Origin of the sequence: Leptobacterium flavescens, assembly GCF_010671605.1 — a bacterium.
Taxonomy (GTDB): Bacteria; Bacteroidota; Bacteroidia; order Flavobacteriales; family Flavobacteriaceae; genus Leptobacterium; species Leptobacterium flavescens.
Genome location: NZ_JAABOO010000001.1, coordinates 1,709,199 through 1,729,189, shown reverse-complemented (window position 1 = coordinate 1,729,189; position 19,991 = coordinate 1,709,199). Strand labels below are relative to the sequence as shown.

Sequence of the window (19,991 nt, the reverse complement as noted above, 5' to 3'; positions counted from 1 at the left end):
GCGGTATTGACCAAGGATCTTGATTGTTCTGTGAGTCCGGATGCTGTGATAGATATTACGGCAGGAAGCGGATATCCTGGATACACTTATGAGGTATCGTTTAACGGAGGAGCTTTCAGTGGAATAGCCGGATCTACTTTTACGACTACCACCGCAGGAGATTATACCTTCAGAGTAACTGATACGCAAGGATGTCAGATAGTGACCAATGTGGTAACTGTGACTCCAGCGGAGAACCCTCAGGCAACTGCAGCCATTACCCAGGATGTAAGTTGTGCAGGCGGAAGCGATGGTATTGTAACGATCAACATAGACACTAATTTCGGTACCCCTGGATATGAGATCAGCTTTGACGGAAGTGCCTTTTCGACACAGACGGTTTATGCCGGTCTTGCCCCTGGAACCTATACTTATACGGTTCGTGATTCCAAGGAGTGTACCTTTACCGATACAGTAACCTTAAACCCGGCCACTCCGATCACCGCTACGGCAGAGATCGCAGTAGACTATACTTGTTTAACCGACGGATCGATCACGATCCAGGGAGGAACAGCAGCCGGAGGAACAGGTACTTATGAATATAGTCTGGATGGCGTAAACTTCCAGGCCTCACCAACCTTTGCAGGTCTTACCGATGGTACTTATACCATTACGGTAAGAGATGTACCTAACGGATGTACTATTGTAACCAATGCAGTTACTTTAGATCCGTTAAATGCGCCTACCGATCTAAGTTTTGCCTCAGCACCGATTATATGTCCTGCTTTAGTAACGGATGTAACAGTAACGGTAACTGATGGTAATGCCCCGTTTGTTTATGAGATCACTGCACCTGCGGGATCTGTGGTAAACAACGGGAACAACAATGTCTTTACAGGTCTTGGACCAGGAACCTATACGATCCAGGTAACCGATGCCAAAGGATGTACCATTACGGAGAGTTATACGGTAGATGATATAGTACCGATCAGTGTTACGGCACAATTGGTAAGTGATGAAGTTTGTTTTGGAGCTGCTGACGGAAGTCTTTCTTTCACGGTAAGCAACTTTGCAGGATCATATGACTATGAAGTACTTGATTCTGGAGCTGCAGTAGTGGCTAACGGAACTTCATCAAATACTACAGAAACGATTACAGGGCTTGGTCCTGATACTTATACAGTACGCGTAGTGGATCTTTCGAATCCATTCTGTACGGATACTTCATCAGCAGTAGTGATCTCTGGTCCGCCAGCTGCATTGACCTTTACTCAGAGTCTTGATCCGCTTACCTGTATCAGTGATGCAGTACTTACGATCACCGCAGCCGATGGTTGGGGAGGATATGAGTATCAGTTGGATGATACGGGATCAGCCGGAATAGACTTCCCATATCAGAACGGTAATGTATTTGCGGGACTGACTGCGGGAACTTATACGGTATTTGTTAGAGATACCCGAGGATGTGAAGTGACACAGCCATTGACGATCACCGCTCCGGTAGCACCGACGGTAACGATCGCACCGGATACCTTCTGTTATGATGTAGCTACGGGAGTGACCATAACGGCGACTCCTGCAGGAGGAGTAGCTCCTTATGAGTACAGTCTGAACGGAGGCGCATTCCAGAGTTCGGCTTCGTTTGGAGGACTAACTCCTGGAACTTACACGGTAACGGTAAGAGATGACTTCGGATGTACTGGAACATCGAATACGATCACGATCAACGACGCATTGACTGCATCGGCGGTATTGACCAAGGATCTTGATTGTTCTGTGAGTCCGGATGCTGTGATAGATATTACGGCAGGAAGCGGATATCCTGGATACACTTATGAGGTATCGTTTAACGGAGGAGCTTTCAGTGGAATAGCGGGATCAACGTTTACGACCACCACAGCAGGAGATTATACCTTTAGAGTAACTGATACGCAAGGATGTCAGATAGTAACTAACCCGGTTACGGTAACACCTGCAGACTTACCTGTAATTAATAATGTAGTTCCGACAGATGTTCTTTGTAACGGAGACCTGACAGGAGCTTTAGATATAACAATAGACACCACCATAGGAGTTCCGCCTTATGTGATCAATGTGGTAAATACAACCACAGCGACAAACTTCGGAACTCAAACCAACGGTTTACCTGCCGGAAATTATGAGGTAACGGTAACCGATGCCAAAGGATGTACATCAGTACCTTTCCCTGTTACGATTGCAGAGCCAAACGCTCTTGATATTACGGTAGTAGGAAACCCGCTTACCTGTACACCTGTAGGAAACCAGTTAGGTTCTGTAGATATAACTATAACCACGGGAAGCACACCTAACTACACCTATTATTTATTGGATAATACAGGTGCTTTGGCTGCAACTTCTACGGCCAACCCAACCGGGCCGACTGCTGCAACTAACCTTACTTTTGCCGATGTAGATTTCGGTGATTATACGGTTAGAATAGTAGATGCCAATGGTTGTGAGATCGTAAGACCAGTTACCGTGGCTACCGGTCCTGATGTATTGATTACTACTTCAGGAGCTGCCGGTTGTACCGTAGGTAGTGGTAGCATGCTGGTAGAAGCACAGGCAAGTAACGGAACGCTTGGAGTAGGTAACTTCTTCTTTGCAATTTACCCGGCTCCGCCATTTAGTCCTGCTCAGGTAGGTATTACATGGTTTGCTGCCGATCCTTCGCCTCCGGCTGCATCACCTAATACGTTTACATTTACCGGATTAAACCCGGGTGTAACCTATACATTCATTGTTCATGACGATGATACCAATTGTGAATTTATTCAGGAAGCTACTGTTCCTGTAGCCAACCTTTCAGGTCTTACATCGAGCGTTACCCCAACAGATGTATCCTGTTTTGGTGCGGCGGATGGAAATGTAAGCTTTACGTTTGATAATTTTGACGCCGGTGCTACCAGCGTTGACTATGAGATATTTACAGCGCTTACAAATGTTAGTACCGGAATCACTGGAAATTCAACAGTGAACCCACCTGCTGGCCCTGTTGCTGTAAACAACTTCGGAGCCCTTGCTCCGGGAGAATACTATATCGTATTTACGGAAAACGGAGGAGTTAATAATGGCTGTGTAGCTGTTTCAACTAACTTTATAATTCAGCAGGCTCCTGCCTTACTAACCGTTAGTGCTACATCTCCTGTAAATGATAACTGTAACCCGAATGCCGGTGTGATCACCGCTACGGCTCAGGCAGGGGTAGCACCATATGAATATCAGTTCTTACTGGCTACAGATCCTGCTCCGACGGCAACAAGTCCGGGATGGGGAACTGCCAATACAGCCAATGTAGAATCAGGAAACTATATCGTTTATGTTAGAGATGCCAGTAATTGTGTTCAGGCTTCTGCACCTGTAACCGTTGATCTTGACCCTTCTCCGGTCATTTCAGCAACGGTACCGAATCAGTGTACGGAATCTGAAGGTAACTTTACTATTAACGTAAACCTTGATACTGCCGGAGTTGCTCCTTATACGTATAGCTTTAACGGAGGAGCTTTCCAACCTCAGGCAGCAGCTAATTTCGATTATACAAACCTTTCTTCAGGTACTTATACCATCGAAGTAAGAGATGCTAATGGTTGTGGAAACCTAATAAATGTAGAGATCTTCCAGCCTACCGATCTTGTTCCTATTGTTACGGTTCAACCGACTTGTAATAATAATGACGGAGTTGTTACGATTAATGTAACCGGAGGTTCCGGAGTTTACGAATACGACCTGCTTGACGGAGGTGGAGTGAGTTTAACCGGAGGAGCACGTCAGGCTTCTAATGTATTTACCGGTCTTGCTGCAGATTCCTATACTGCTGTGGTATTTGATATTGCAGGAGGATCTAACTGTAGCGCTAACCGTCCGGTAGATCTTGAAGTACCGACTGCGGTGAACTTCACAGAAAATGTACAGGACGTAAGCTGTAATGGCGGATCCGACGGTAGTATAGAAGTAGTTCTCGATCCGACCAACGATAACCCGCCTTATACATATACCCTTGATGACGGTACGAACCCGCCGATCGTTCAAAACAGTCCATTATTCAGCGGACTAAGTGCCGGAAGTTATGATATTACAGTTACCTCAGACAGGAACTGTGATCTTACAAGAACAGTTGTGGTTGGCGAGCCTGCTGCATTGACGGCAACGGCAGCATCTACCTTGTTCAGTTGTGATCCTACGGATAATACTGTGAATGATGCACAGATCACTGTTACGCCTGCGGGAGGAACAGCGCCATATACGTATAGTATAGACGGTGTGAACTTTGTAAGCAGCAATGTCTTTGATGTAAGTGCGGATGCTACTTATACGCTTACGGTACGTGATGCTAACGGATGTACCTTTGCCTTTAACGAGATCATTGCTCCGCTACAGCGAGTGGTTATCGATAACATTACTTCAACACAGGCTATCAACTGTACTCAACCGGAGATCGTAGAGATCAATGTATCCGGAGGGTCAGGTAACTATGAATATATTTTACTGCCAAGTGGAACACCACAGGCTTCAAACCAGTTTACATTAACAGCACCGGGAGTATACAGCTTCCAGGTGAATGATTTAGACCGAGGATGTTTTGCGATCGAGAGTTTTGAAGTACTTCCGTTTGATCTGATCACGGTAAGTGCGGCTCATGTAAGTGATGTAACCTGTTTTGGAGGAACCGATGGAGAGCTTAGCTTAACCACGGCAGCTTATACAGGAACTTATGACTATGAGGTGCTTGATGCGGGAGGAGCTGTAGTAGCTAACGGATCAGGAAATGCACCGGAGACGATCAATATCGGAGGATTAGGAACAGGAGTTTATACAGTGAGAGTAGTAGAGACTCAGAATCCGTTCTGTGAGGCGACCACTAACGTGGTAACGATCACTTCTCCGGATGCTGCGGTAGCGGTAACAGCAACAGCTACTTTGGCGAACTGTAATGTAGGAGCTATTATTACTCCTGTAGGAACCGGAGGAAACGGAACATATGAGTATTCTGTGGTACCACAGGGTAACCCGGCAGGAGCCTTTACAAGTGCTACTTCGTTTGAGGTGAATCCTGCAACGTATCCAGCTACCTTTACGGTATTTGTAAGGGATGCAGCGGCGAATATCTGTACGAGTTCGGTAGATATTGTTGTGGACAGGGATCCTGACCCGACGGTAACGGTACCTGCTTTTGCAGATGATCAGTGTACGTCGAACGGAAGTTCATATACCTTTACGGCTGTAGGAACAGGAGTAGCTCCATTGGAGTACAGTATAGACGGTGTATCGTTCCAGAGTTCGGCTAGCTTTACGGTGAGCACGGATGGAACGTATACGGTAACGGTACGTGATGCCAACGGATGTACAGCTACAGATACCATTACTATATTCCCGCCGGTAGATATGACTGCAAGCGTTACAGCAGAAGAAACCTGTAACCCTGCAACCGACGGAGAGATTACTTTAACGGCTTCAGGCGGATCCGGTAACTATCAGTACCGAATCACTGCTCCTGCAGCTACACCATTCCAGGCTTCTAACGTATTTGGAGGATTAACTGCCGGTACTTATACCCTGGAAGTTGAAGACACGACTACAAATTGTACCGATACGGTAACGATCACCATAGATGCTCCGACACCGGTTGCCTTTACACTTACTCCGACAGATGTAAGCTGTAACGGTGGATCTGACGGTACGATCACTGTAAACCTTGATGCAAGTAATGACGAACCTCCATACCTGTACAGTCTGGATGGAGGAACAACAACCCAGACGAGTCCGTTATTTACAGGACTTACTGCGGGACCATATAATGTTACTGTGATCTCTTCTAAAGGATGTACGCTTACGGTAGCTACCAATATAGGCGAGCCTGCTGCGTTGACAGCCACGGCAGCATCTACCTTATTCAGTTGTGATCCTACGGATAACACGGTGAATGATGCACAGATCACTGTTACCCCTGCGGGAGGAACAGCGCCATATACGTACAGTATAGACGGAGTGAACTTTGTAAGCAGCAATGTCTTTGATGTAAGTGCCGATGCTACTTATACGCTTACGGTACGTGATGCTAACGGATGTACCTTTGCCTTTAACGAGATTATTGCTCCGCTACAGCGAGTGGTTATCGATAACATTACTTCAACACAGGCCATCAACTGTACTCAACCGGAGATCGTAGAGATCAATGTATCGGGAGGGTCAGGTAACTATGAATATATTTTACTGCCAAGTGGAACTCCACAGGCTTCAAATCAGTTTACATTAACGGCTCCGGGAGTATACAGCTTCCAGGTGAATGATTTAGACCGAGGATGTTTTGCCATTGAGAGCTTTGAAGTACTACCGTTTGATCTGATCACGGTAAGTGCAGCTCATGTAAGCGATGTAACCTGTTTTGGAGGAACCGATGGAGAGCTTAGCTTAACCACGGCAGCTTATACAGGAACTTATGACTATGAGGTGCTTGATGCGGGAGGAGCTGTAGTAGCTAACGGATCAGGAAATGCACCGGAGACGATCAATATCGGAGGATTAGGAACAGGAGTTTATACAGTGAGAGTAGTAGAGACTCAGAATCCGTTCTGTGAGGCGACCACTAACGTGGTAACGATCACTTCTCCGGATGCTGCGGTAGCGGTAACAGCAACAGCTACTTTGGCGAACTGTAATGTAGGAGCTATTATTACTCCTGTAGGAACCGGAGGAAACGGAACATATGAGTATTCTGTGGTACCACAGGGTAACCCGGCAGGAGCCTTTACAAGTGCTACTTCGTTTGAGGTGAACCCTGCAACGTACCCGGCTACCTTTACGGTATTTGTAAGGGATGCAGCGGCGAATATCTGTACGAGTTCGGTAGATATTGTTGTGGACAGGGATCCTGACCCGACGGTAACGGTACCTGCGTTTGCAGATGATCAGTGTACGTCAAACGGAAGTTCATATACTTTTACTGCTGTAGGAACAGGAGTAGCTCCATTGGAGTACAGTATAGACGGAGTATCGTTCCAGAGTTCGGCTAGCTTTACGGTGAGCACGGATGGAGCGTATACGGTAACGGTACGTGATGCCAATGGATGTACAGCTACAGATACTATTACTATATTCCCGCCGCTTGATGTGGTTGTAGATGTAACGACTCAGCCTTCATGTGCTAATAATGACGGAAGTATTACTGCCACCGGAAGCGGAGGTTCAGGAAATACTGCCAACTATCAATATACGCTCTTAGATAACGGTGGTGCCGTACTTCAGGGACCAAATACTACGGGTGTATTTACAGGACTGACCGGTGGTGTTATATACAGAGTTCAGTTTGTTGATACTACAGTAGGAGCTCCTGCATGTATTGCAGAAGAGACCATTACACTGGAAATACCAACACCTGTAACCCTGTTACCAACAGACGTAACCGATATTACCTGTAACGGAGCTGCAGACGGAACCATAACGGTTAACCTGGAGCCTGCTCCTGCAAATGATAATCCTCCTTACGTATTTACGGTGGATAACGGAACCGATCCTGCCATTACGCAGAACTCAGGAGTATTTACCGGATTAAACCCGGGAACATATACCATTACCGTTACCTCAAACCGTAATTGTGTGGCTACGGATACAGTAACTATAGGAGAGCCTTTATCTCTAACAGGTACTGCAAGCGTAACTTCAGAATTTGCATGTAACCCTGATAACAGTTCAACTACGGCAACGATTACTGCTGTGGCTGATAACACTACGGGAACATCTGCAACCGGAGGATATTTGTTCAGTATAGACGGAGTGAACTTCTTCACTAACGGAACAAACACCTACGACTTTGATGTAACTGCTGCAGGTGCTTATACGATCACAATTCAGGATGATAATGCATGTGTATTCACTGTTCCTGTAACCGTGAATCCGTTAACGACCTTTACCCTGGATGCGGTTACGCAGATCACAGCTATTACCTGTGCGAACCCTGAAGAAGTTCGTGTGGATGTAACAGGAGGTTCGGGAGACTTTACCTATGAGATCCTTCCGGGAGGACCGGTACAGGTAAACAATAACCTGTTTACTTTAACCACTCCTGATTCTTATACCTTCAGAGTAACCGATAATGTAACCGGATGTTTCGAGACCATCGTTTACGATGTGCCTCCGTTCGATCTGATCGAGGTAAGCGCTACCAAGATATCCGATATTACATGTTTCGGAGATGCTGACGGAGTTATTGAATTAACAGTAAGTAATTATACAGGTACCTACGATTACGAAGTACTGGATCAAACCAGTGCTGTAATTGCGAACGGTAATGATGTCGCTCCGGGTACCATTCAGATAAATAATCTGCCTAGCGGTGTATATACGGTACGAGTGGTAGAAACTCAGACGCCGTTCTGTGAGGAAACAACCAACGTTGTTACTATAGACTCACCAGCAGCACCATTAACATTGACTCTTGATGTTACCAACGACCTTACTTGTGATGGTAATGATGGTGAGATCACTGCTGTGGCAACAGGAGGATGGGCTGGTTACCAGTTCAGACTACTGAGAAACGGAGTGGAAACAGTTCCGTTTGGAGCAGCTACGTCCTTTACAGGACTGGATGCGGCAACCTATACGGTTGAAGTAAGAGATGCTAACGGATGTGTGGTAAGTACCGATCAGATCCTTGTACAGCCTACTCAGATCGTTGCTACTGCTGTTCAGGTAGATGCACTGGTTTGTGCGGGTGATGCAACAGCAAGTATTGAAGTAACAGCTACAGGAGGACGTCCGGATGTAGATCCGACGGCTACTTATCAGTATATCCTGAATGTGCTGGATCCTACAACAGGAACTATTTTATCCAGCTCTGCAGCTCAGAGCAGCAATACCTTCGGTAATCTATCCGCAGGAAGATATTCTGTAACCGTTATAGACGGATGGAACTGTGATGTAACAACGAATGAAGTTATTATCTCAGATCCTGCAGAAGTTGTTGCTACGCTGGTACAGGATACTTCGGCAAGCTGTTTAGTTGAAGCTACGATCACACTTACGGCTTCAGGAGGAACAGCTCCGTATAGCTATAGTACCGATGGTGTTAACTATACCGGAAGTTTTGCTTCTAGCATTACTTTACCGGCACCGGCTGGAGACTACCAGTTCTTCGTAAGAGACAGTAATTTATGTGTATCTGATATTTCAAATCAGGTAAGTATAGATCCGGTTCCGGCGCTGACTATAGATCCTGAAACTACAGTAGATGTAGGATGTAACGGAGAATCTACCGGATTGATCCAGGTAAGAGCTTCAGGAGGTCTTGGTAATTATACCTTTACCCTGCTTGCTTCAGATCAGACGACAGTGATCCGTCCGGCACAGACTGAAGATATCTTCAGAGACCTGCCAGCAGGACAGTACTTTGTACGAGTAGATAGTGGTGATTGTCAGGCGCTGACACAACCGATCACGATCATTGAAGGTGTTGAGCTTACAGCTCGTGAGCCGATCATTGATAACCCGCTTTGTGTGGATGATATGGGAAGTATTACCATTATCCTTGAAGGTGGTACCGGACAATATCAGTTTGCGATATCTCCGAACCTGAATGAATTCCAGTCAGAGAATGTATTCGATAACCTGGCTCCGGGAATGTATACGATCATCGCTCAGGATTCTAACGGATGTAGACCGTTTATCTTCGAAAGAGAGATCGTGGCACCGGCTCAGGTAGCAGGTACCGTAGCTAATATGCAGGGAGAACTGTGTGCGGGAGACCTTGACGGATTCATAGAAGTGAATATTACAGGAGGAACAGCTCCGTACTTTACGAGACTCGTTTCTTCACCGGATAACCCATTGACCTTCGATCCGAACTTTGTACAGGATCAGTTCACCTTCACCGGACTTGCAGGAGGATACTCCTATGTAGTATTGGTGAGAGATGCTAATGGTTGTGAAAGCCAGATAGCAATGGATCTTCCGGCAGGTATCAATATAAATGCTGCTGCTAATGTAGAAACAGTATGTACTGGAAACCTACCTAGTCATAATGTTACAATTACAGTAGATCCTTCGGTTCAGAACGACGTAATGTTCGCTATGGACTCTATGGATAATAATGACCTGCAATTGTTCGATCCTAACGGCTTCCAGGATGTAGCTCCGGGAGCACACTTTGTGAGAGTAGTACACGCCAACGGTTGTGAAGAGATTGTAAACTTCACGATAGATAATGTAGCTCCTCTTGGAATTACAGCAACTCAGGGACTGATCAACGAGATCGTTGCCAGTGCCACCGGAGGTGTAGAGCCATATGAATACTTCTTTAACGGAGTATCCAACGGAAGCAGTAACTCCTTCTTCGTTAACCAGACAGGAACCTATGAAGTAAGAGTTGTTGATGCCAATGGTTGTGAAGCGGTAACGTCTATATTTATCGAATTCATAGATATCTTTATCCCGAACTTCTTTACCCCGGATGGTGACGGAACGAACGATACATGGAGTCCGAAGAATACAGAACCGTTCCCGGATATTTTGACCCAAATTTTTGACCGATATGGCCGTCTGATCGCCGAATTGCGACAAGGTGAATCATGGCTAGGAACTTATAATGGTAATCCGCTGCCTTCCGGAGATTACTGGTACGTAGTTAAACTGAATGCCTCATTTGATGGAAGGGAATTTGTTGGAAACTTTACCCTATATCGATAAACTTATGCTTAAAATGAAGAAAATACTAACAGCCCTATTAGTAAGCAGTGTTACCTACACACTGACTGCACAGGAGTTGACCCTGCCAACTTTTACGCAGTACCTGGCCGATAACCCTTTTGTGATATCGCCTACCTATGCAGGAATCGGAGATCACGTTAAAGTACGTTTAAACGGATTGACACAATGGGTAGGGATCAAGGATGCGCCGGATACGCAATCGCTGGCGGCAGATGTTCGAATAGGGAACAGATCGGGTGTAGGTGCGCTTTTTTATAATGACAGGAACGGAAATACGAGGCAGTACGGGGCGCGTTTGTCCTTTGCCCATCACCTTACCATTGATGAGTATGACGATCACTTCCTGTCGCTGGGGATCTCCTATAACTTTAATCAGTTCAGGATAGATATAGATCAGTTCGATCCTTCTATCCCCGATCCTAACGTTACCAATAACAGGGCTACTACCAATCATAATTTCGATGTAGGGGTATTGTACCGGTACAAGAACTTTTTCTTCAGTGCCAATGCCTCCAATATTCTGAATAAGGACCTGGATCTCTTTGCAATTTCAGAGCCTAACCGTTTGAGGAATTACTATTTCTATACCGGGTATAAGTGGAGAAAGAGCAGGAACAGTGAATTCGAGATAGAACCTTCGATATTCTATCAGTTGTTTGAGAATGACGGACGTTCCAGTACCGATATCAACCTTAAATTCAGAGTATACGATTTTGAGGATTATTACTGGGCAGGTATTTCCTATCGTTTTCTGAACGATCAGATACTGGAGCCCCTTAATGTAGGTCCTATGCTGGGCTTTAAGAAGAGAAGTTTCTATTTTGCCTACTCCTATCAGGTAGTGCTGAATGACCTTATCGGATTTAACAGCGGAACACATTTAATTACAGTAGGTGTAGACCTCTTCCAGGGTCTGAGTAACTGTAGATGTACTTATTAACTTTTTAATTTCATTTCTTTTAAACATTCCCATAGCTATTATTACTTTTGCAATAACCAATTAAATAGCTATGGGAGTTATAAAAGTTACGAATATCCAGGTGTATGCCTATCACGGTTGCCTTGTGGAAGAGGGTAAGATAGGCAGCGATTACAGAGTGGATGTTGCAGTAAAAGCCAATCTTCAGGCTTCTGCCAAAAGCGATCAGCTAAAAGATACGGTAGACTACGTTCATATCAACAAAATAGTAAAAGAAGAGATGGCGATCAGGTCCAAACTTCTCGAGCATGTAGCCAGAAGGATCCTGGACAGGATCTTTAAGGAGATTGAAATTGCAGAAGAAGCAACGGTCGATGTTTCCAAAATAAACCCGCCTATCGGGGGGAATGTGGAAATGGTTACCGTAGAAATGACACTAAACCGCAAAAACTTTTAATATTCACATTTCCTACTAAAGGATTTTTAAATAAAATTATTACATTTGCCAACCACTATCAGGGCACCGTGGCCGAGTGGCTAGGCAGAGGTCTGCAAAACCTTGTACAGCAGTTCGAATCTGCTCGGTGCCTCAACTAAAAACCACCTTTTTAAGGTGGTTTTTTTGTTTGTATAAGAATGTAAAGGGTTTTAGACAAAGAGATCGCTTCTCCCGATCATTATCGGGATCGCGATGACTCAAAACTCCTACCCTGGTTAAGGCAGGCATCCGCCTGTCATCCTGAGCGTCCGCGTGCTGCTGAAGCTAGTGTCTCCACTAAAGTTTCGACAACATGTGGATAGCGGAGGCGCAAGTCGAAGGAAAGGTCGGCCTGCCTTCTGGCAGGTTGGGATGAGGGGCTGCCCTCACCTTAGTCCTCTCCCATGGGGAGAGGAGATAAATGTATCTACACAGTAACCTTTTTTGAAAAAGAGAAGTGAATATGGTTTACGATTTTAGATTGAAGATTGAAGAGGGTTCTTGTAAATAGGAATTGTCCCCTTGAGGGGACTTTAGGGGTGTTACTCCTTCGCCAAGGCTTCGGAGTAAGGAGATGTGAGTATTGCGTCCCGATAGCTATAGGGATGAGTATTGAGCATTAAGGAAATGTCAGTTCGAGTTTTTTCCGCAGGAAAAAGTATCGAGAACAGTTATAAAGGATAAACACAAAATTTGATTCTCGATACAATCCTTTTAGGATCACTCGAATTGACAAATTTTGTTTTCACTTATTTGATTATTAGTCATTGACCATTGCTCATTGGAGTTTATTGATGATTGCTTATTATACAAATTGTCCCCTTGAGGATTTTGTTCTTCCCTTCAGGGGAGAAAACAAGAGGGGTGTAAAAACCACCCCACCTGCTTGAAAGCAGGCACCCCTCCTTTCAAAGGAGGGGAATTTTAATATTTCTACACTCAAAAATTCCTTCCCTTAAACAAGGGAAGGTGGCTTTAACGCAGTTAAAGACGGAAGGGTTAAATAACTCCTGGAGACTTGTTATTCAGTTTAAAAAGAAATGTTATTCAACTCATTAAGATTTGTTATTCACCTCAAAATAAAAGGTTAAACAGTTTAAGAAGAGAAGTTAAACAACTCAGGAAAAAAGGTTAAACAACTTTTGGTGATTTGTTTAACCACTCTAAAACAAGTCCTGAATATAGATGTTCCGGGTTGTTTTAATAGTGGATGAAAAGATTATCATAATAATACCCCTTCTCCCCATGGGAGAAGGTCGGCCTGCCTTCTGGCAGGTTGGGATGAGGGGCTGCCCTCACCTTAATCCTCTCCCACAGGGAGAGGAGACAAATGTATCTACACAGTAACTTTTTTTGAAAAAGAGAAGTGGGTATGATTTACGATTTTAGATTTACGATTAAGGAGAACTCTCGTAAATAGGAATTGCCCCCTTGAGGATTTTGTTCTTCCCTCCAGGGGAGAAAACAAGAGGGGTGTAAAAAACCACCCCACCTGTCATCCTGAGCGCAGTCGAAGGAGAAGGAGGGGGACTTTGTATATACTCTACTTAAAAGCAAAAGGGTTTTACTGCGATAGAAAATGAGCTCCTATCATCGCAACGATAAAGTAAATGGCAATGGTCCTTGCACCATCGTAGTCTTTTGCCAGTCGCTGTCCGAACAAAAGCATGATCAGTGCAAGGCAGGAGAATACGGCTCCGTATAGCCCAATGGTCCTGTCGTTGTTAACGATCAGCTCATAAATACCATATGCACTGAGTAATCCGGCTATCAGTTCAACAACCAATACCTTAAACAGGGCAAGGGGTACCATATTCCTTAAAAATGTTTTGGAGAAATGTCCCTTCAACCATCCCAGATTGCCTTTCCAGTCGAGGATCTTATCTACGGCACTTTGTAAAAAAGTGATCATTAAAAAAAGAAGGATCAGGATTTCCGTAATATTTTCCATTAAGTACTTCATAAAAAAGAGGTTTTATCTGTTTGAGTGAATACGCGCTTTACTCTGCTTTTTTGTGAAGCAGACGCGTAAGTTTTATAGATAAGTCGGTAAGAATGATCTTTGCATTACCATTTCTTTCAATATGATAGATGGCATCCTGCAATTCTTTAGAGATTTCCATAATATTATTGCCGTGAACAAAGGGGGCAAATTTCTCTAATTCGAATCCGCTCGTCTCCAGATCGATAAATACCAGGTCGTTTGCTTTGTAGTTTAACAACATGGCCTGCCTGAAAACATCCAGACAGAAATGCAGGAACTGTTTTTGCGTCTCTCTTCCGGTAGCGGCCACCTGTTCACTCCACTTGATCAGGTCGTGAATGGCCTTTTTATTGCCTCTGGCTTTAAAAGCGCTTCTCACCCATAGGATGAACCATTTTTCAAAAGTAAGGTCCTCAGAATCCCTGTTAACGAGGTCTATGGCCTTGTTAAAGTTCCCGTTGGCGCGATGTGCTATTTTAACGGCCTCATTTTCCACAACATTTCTGGCTTGCAGCGCTTCTTTTATAACAGATTCAGCCAAAGGAGGGAAATGCAGGACCTGACAACGCGATCTTATGGTCTGAATGATCTGTTCCTCCTCTTCGGCTATCAGTATAAACAGGGTTTTATTCGGAGGTTCTTCAATCAGTTTCAGGAGCTTGTTGGCCGCCGAAGTATTCATTTTTTCGGCCATCCAGATGATCATGACCTTATAACTTCCTTCAAAAGACTTAAGGGAAAGCGACTTTACCACCTCCATGGCTTCATCTACTCCTATTTGCCCTTGCTTGTTCTCTATCCCCAGTAACTGATACCAGTCAAACAGGTTCCCGTAAGGCTGCTCTGCAAGGAAGGACCTCCATTCTTCCATAAAGTGATTACTTACCGGATGCGATTTTACGCGGTCGTTGGCTGCCACGGGAAAGGCAAAGTGAAGATCGGGATGAGCTATCTGGTTAAATTTTAAATTACAGGCTTCATTCCCGCTATTGTTTTCCGCTCCGCTGTTGGAACAAAGGATATATTGTGCATAGGCAATGGCCATGGGTAAGGTACCGCTGCCTTCGGGCCCCACAAAAAGTTGTGCGTGAGGGATCCTTCCCATATCGGCACTATGTGTCAGGTGTTTTTTAATATGCTGCTGGCCCAGGATGTCTTTAAATAGCATGGAGCAAATATATGGGTTTTATAAAAGAGAAATATTATTTTCTGAACAATGAAAGGAGCTGTTATTTTTTAACACTAACTTTAAGGGATAGGACATTTGGTTCTATTAACTTTACAATAAACCAGGTAGCAAAACAAATGACTCAGACCGCTCTATTTTTTATCCCGGATATTTCCGGCTTTACCGAATTTGTGCATAATACCGCTATTAGCCACAGCAGACATATCATCTCAGAATTGCTGGAGATCCTTATAGATAGCAATACGATGGATTTTGAGTTGGCAGAAATAGAGGGGGATGCACTGTTTTTCTATAAGATCCAGGAAAACACAGATGCCGAAGCATTGCGGGAGCAAATAAAGCAGATGTATATTGCTTTTCACACCCATCTGAAGCGGTATGAATACGAAAGGATCTGCCAGTGCGGGGCTTGTTCTTCAGCCTATAACTTATCTCTTAAGTTTGTTATCCATTTTGGAGAGATCGATTTTATAAAAATAAAAGACCGGGTAAAACCTCATGGAAGCCCGGTTATTCAGGCTCATCGCCTTTTAAAGAACCAGGTTCCCTTAAACGAATACGCCCTGATCACCGAAAATGTAAGCAACTCATTCGGAAATGTAACCATTGCCGAAGAAGCTAAGGAAGCCCGGGAAAATTACGATTTCGGAAGTATCGGATATATGTATTTCCCGATCTCAGCCTATAAGGAAGAACTGCCGTATGTAGCTCCTATTCCCGAAGATATCCCAAAGCATAAGATCTATGATGTAACCGAGATCGTCAATGTACCTGTACTGGACCTGTATGAGGTGATCAGCAATTTTGATTACCGTTTGTTGTGGAATAAGGAAATCGATTATATAGAATACGAAAAAAACAAGGTAAACCGAGCCGGAACCAAACATCAGTGCCTGGTATCTATAGAAACGGTTACCAAAAAAGCAGGCGAAGGACAATTGGTATACGGAGAGAACACCAAAGACATTCCGCTAATGAAAGAAATGAGTATTTTCTATATCCTGGAGGAGACCGAAAAAGGAAAAACAAAGCTCAATATCGAGGTCTTTGCAGATTTTAAGATCCTCGGATTTTTACTAAAGCCATTTATCGTAAAAAAACTTCAAAAAAGAGTCGCTACAAATTTAAAAGAACTTATCTTGCTCGTCTATTCAGAATTCAAAATAGCAACATAAATAAGGACGAATGCAAACAATAGACAATTTTAATTTTGAGAATAAAAAGGCGTTGATCCGCGTAGATTTTAACGTTCCTTTGGATGCAGACCTGAACGTTACGGATACTACCAGGATCGAAGCGGCCAAACCCTCTATTATTAAAGTTTTGGAAGATGGAGGAAGCTGTGTGCTTATGAGCCATATGGGGAGACCTAAAGGGCAACGTGTAGATAGTATGTCTTTAAAGCATATTGTAAGTACGGTATCCGATATTGTAGGTGTTCAGGTAAAGTTTGTGGAAGATTGTATCGGTCAGACAGCTGAAGAGGCTGTGGGCCAATTGCAACCCGGAGAAGTGCTTCTTCTTGAAAACCTTCGTTTTTATGCCGAAGAGGAAAAGGGAGAAGAGGGGTTTGCGGAACAACTCTCGAAACTGGGAGATATTTATGTTAATGATGCTTTTGGTACGGCTCACCGTGCACATGCATCGACTACTATTGTTGCCAGGTATTTTACCGGAAGTAAGTGTTTCGGATATCTGCTGGCTAAGGAAATAGAAAGCATCAATAAGGTGATGCAAAGCGGGGAACAACCGGTTACAGCTATTCTTGGCGGGGCCAAGGTATCTTCCAAGATCACCATTATAGAGAATATTCTCGATAAAGTTAATCACCTTATTATCGGTGGGGGGATGACCTATACTTTTATCAAGGCCAGAGGCGGCCAGATAGGAAGCTCCATTTGTGAAGATGACAAACAGGAACTGGCTTTAAGTATCCTTAAAAAGGCCGAAGAAAAAGGAGTTCAGATCCATTTACCGGTAGATGTCCTTGCTGCAGATAACTTCAGCAATGATGCGAATACCCAGCTTACTGCTGTAGATGAGATCCCGGACGGATGGCAGGGACTTGATGTAGGCCCGCAGACGATGGAGCGTTTCCGTCAGCTTATTTTACTTTCCAAGACCATTTTATGGAACGGCCCTGTCGGGGTTTTTGAAATGGAAAACTTTGCCAAAGGAACCATTGCCGTTGGAAATGCTATAGATGAGGCCACTCAGCAAAGTGCTTTTTCCCTTGTTGGGGGAGGCGACTCGGTAGCTGCCGTTAAGCAATTCGGTTTTGATGATAAGGTAAGCTATGTAAGTACCGGTGGTGGAGCCATGCTGGAAAGCCTGGAAGGAAAGGTTTTACCGGGAATTGCAGCTATTCTTAATTGATTTAGCCGTTAGTCCTTCGCTAAAGCTTCGGACTACATGAGTTGTTTGTTGATAGTTGGTGGTTGTTCGATTTGTCACCTCAAGGATTTCGTTCTCCCCTGGAGGGGAGAAAACAAGAGGGGTATATTTTAGTATTAAGTATTGAAGATTGCCCATTTAAAACTTAAAATTCAACATTTTCCTGTCTTTGCGAGCGTATGCGAAGCAAACTTTTTGTTGTTGGGATTTGGAGTTTGGTTATTCAACTGGTCATCTCGAGCATCTCGACTGCGCTCGATACAGGCTCGTCGAGAGGTTGATTTGTACTCCTACGTCAAGACTTCGGAGTATGGAGATGGGAAATTGAGCATTCAAAACCTAACATTCAACATTTATACCCGCTATATGAAAGATCCCAGAGGTTTCACAACAACTTTTGCCACTTACACAACAAAAATTTTAGCTTTTTGGAGAAAGAAACTATGTTTGAAGTGTCGAAATGGTAATACAACATAATTGTTTGATAGTTATAATGTCCCCAAACTTTTAATACTATCGGTGAACATAGAAAGAAATAAGCCCCGGGCCCTACTTCCCGGGGTTTATTTTTTGGATAAAGGTTGTTTAAATTGACTTCGGCAACCGAACCTGAACAGGGAACAACTCCCGTTAAACAAGCTTTTTAAGATATTTTTAGTTTGCTTTTATCGCAAAAAATACGATTTTAGCGCAAATGCTGTTTAAATTATAAATGAAGAATAGATGAAGAAGGCTGTTATATCCGTTTTTTTACTGCTTCCATGCCTCCTGTTTTCCCAGGTAAAAACAGATAGTATCCCAACTACTGTAAAGGATACGGTAAAGCAGGACACCATCCCAACCGGGCTTTTGACGGATACCAAAGATGAATTTTCAGCAATTAAAAACCTGTTTAAAAGAGATAAGGGGAAAATACAACTCAAAGACCACCCTTTTGCTGCCAGAATAGATAGTTTGTGGATCAGGGAACTGGTGAGAACCAATCTCTTCGATTCGCTCTACAATGAAGTGAGTAATCTGAATTACGATGAGGTAGAGTATAACGAACTGCCCACAGATACGTTAAAAGCAAGACTGGAGAGGATCAATCAGAAAACCCCTTTTAATATTTCATACAATCCTTCGCTTGAAAGTGTGATCAAGAACTTTTTAAAGCGCCGGAGAGACCTGATGCAAAGGGTGATGGACAAAAGCGAATACTATTTTCCGCTTTTTGAACAGGAGCTCGACAATCACGATATTCCACTGGAAGTTAAATACCTGGCCATAGTTGAATCAGCATTAAACCCCAGAGCAAAATCCAGGGTTGGAGCCACAGGCCTTTGGCAGTTTATGTTTTCTACAGGTAGATTATATGGCCTGGATGTAAACAGTTATGTGGATGAGCGTATGGACCCGATCAAATCGACAGTTGCCGCCGGAAAGTACCTGGCTAAATTATACGAGATCTTCGGCGATTGGGACCTGGCACTGGCTGCATATAATTCCGGCCCCGGAAATGTGAGCAAAGCGATACGCAGATCGGGAGGATATAAGAATTACTGGAACCTGCGACCCTTCTTACCAAGGGAAACCGCCGGATATGTACCTGCTTTCCTGGCTACCATGTATATTTTTGAATATGCCGAGGAGCACGGTTTTAAAACGAAAAAACGAGAGGTCACCTATTTTGAGACCGATACCATAAAAGTAAAAAGCCTTATTACTTTCGACCAGATCTCCGAACTCACGGGGGTAGACAGAGAGGAAGTAGAATTCTTTAATCCGTCCTATAAACTGGATATCATACCCTTTATTAAGGAAAAAGAGTATTCGTTACGACTCTCCAGAGAGGCTCTGGGCAAATTTGTTGCCAACGAAGACTCTATTTATTCTTATGTGGCTGCGGAGCTGTCAAAGCGTGAAAAACCCCTTCCGGAACTGGTAAAAGTAAATTCCAGGATCCGTTACCGGGTGCGAAGCGGAGATTACCTGGGTAAGATCGCAAATCGCTATGGAGTAAGGGTTAGTGATATTAAACGCTGGAACGGACTGAGAAACAACAATCTTAGGATCGGGCAACGCCTTACCATATATCCGAGAAAACCAGGCTTTAGCGCCAAACCTAAAAAGAAAAGTACTCCCCAAAAAACTACCGAGAAAGTAAGCAATACCACTAATAGTAAGACCTATACTGTGCGTTCCGGAGACTCCCTTTGGACAATTTCTCAAAAATTTCCGGGAATTTCTGTTCAGAATCTTAAAGATTGGAACGATATTAGTGGTAACAATCTGAAACCCGGGATGCAGTTAAAGTTATGTAACTGTTAACCGCAAATAAAATATATAA

The 19,991-nt window shown here is 44.0% G+C and carries 8 protein-coding genes and 1 tRNA gene; 7 read left to right on the top strand and 2 right to left on the bottom strand.

The genetic code is table 11. The features are described 5' to 3' along the window. The first annotated feature begins 6 nt into the window (after positions 1 to 6). The 4 genes from GWK08_RS07480 (at position 7) to GWK08_RS07465 (ending at position 12,207) form a co-directional block, all read left to right on the top strand. Positions 7 to 10,677, top strand: coding sequence for a T9SS type B sorting domain-containing protein (locus GWK08_RS07480; RefSeq protein ID WP_204336005.1), 10,671 nt, complete (start codon positions 7 to 9; stop codon positions 10,675 to 10,677). Positions 10,678 to 10,690: 13 nt separating this feature from the next. Next, on the top strand, positions 10,691 to 11,638 hold the full coding sequence (locus GWK08_RS07475) for a PorP/SprF family type IX secretion system membrane protein (protein ID WP_163606267.1): 948 nt from the start codon (positions 10,691 to 10,693) through the stop codon (positions 11,636 to 11,638). 70 nt (positions 11,639 to 11,708) lie between these two features. Then, positions 11,709 to 12,074: a dihydroneopterin aldolase gene (gene folB / locus GWK08_RS07470; RefSeq protein WP_163606266.1), complete on the top strand. Its 366-nt coding sequence runs from the start codon at positions 11,709 to 11,711 to the stop codon at positions 12,072 to 12,074. Positions 12,075 to 12,136: 62 nt separating this feature from the next. After that, positions 12,137 to 12,207: transfer RNA gene (locus GWK08_RS07465), tRNA-Cys, on the top strand. Positions 12,208 to 13,659: 1,452 nt separating this feature from the next. Here GWK08_RS07465 and GWK08_RS07460 read toward each other — a convergent pair. Next, complete coding sequence (locus tag GWK08_RS07460; protein WP_239524869.1) at positions 13,660 to 14,058, bottom strand: DoxX family protein; 399 nt, start codon at positions 14,056 to 14,058, stop codon at positions 13,660 to 13,662. Positions 14,059 to 14,095: 37 nt separating this feature from the next. Continuing rightward, positions 14,096 to 15,247 (bottom strand): DNA polymerase III subunit, encoded by a 1,152-nt coding sequence (locus GWK08_RS07455; protein ID WP_163606265.1) that lies wholly within the window; start codon positions 15,245 to 15,247, stop codon positions 14,096 to 14,098. A 137-nt stretch (positions 15,248 to 15,384) separates the two neighbouring features. Here GWK08_RS07455 and GWK08_RS07450 point away from each other — a divergent pair, with 137 nt between their 5' ends. The 3 genes from GWK08_RS07450 (at position 15,385) to GWK08_RS07440 (ending at position 19,972) form a co-directional block, all read left to right on the top strand. Beyond that, positions 15,385 to 16,443, top strand: a complete 1,059-nt coding sequence (locus GWK08_RS07450; RefSeq protein WP_163606264.1) for a DUF2652 domain-containing protein — start codon at positions 15,385 to 15,387, stop codon at positions 16,441 to 16,443. 10 nt (positions 16,444 to 16,453) lie between these two features. Beyond that, entirely contained in the window at positions 16,454 to 17,644 is a 1,191-nt protein-coding gene (locus GWK08_RS07445; RefSeq protein WP_163606263.1) for a phosphoglycerate kinase, read from the top strand. A 741-nt stretch (positions 17,645 to 18,385) separates the two neighbouring features. Further along, on the top strand, positions 18,386 to 19,972 hold the full coding sequence (locus tag GWK08_RS07440) for a LysM peptidoglycan-binding domain-containing protein (protein ID WP_163606262.1): 1,587 nt from the start codon (positions 18,386 to 18,388) through the stop codon (positions 19,970 to 19,972). Positions 19,973 to 19,991: the final 19 nt, after the last annotated feature.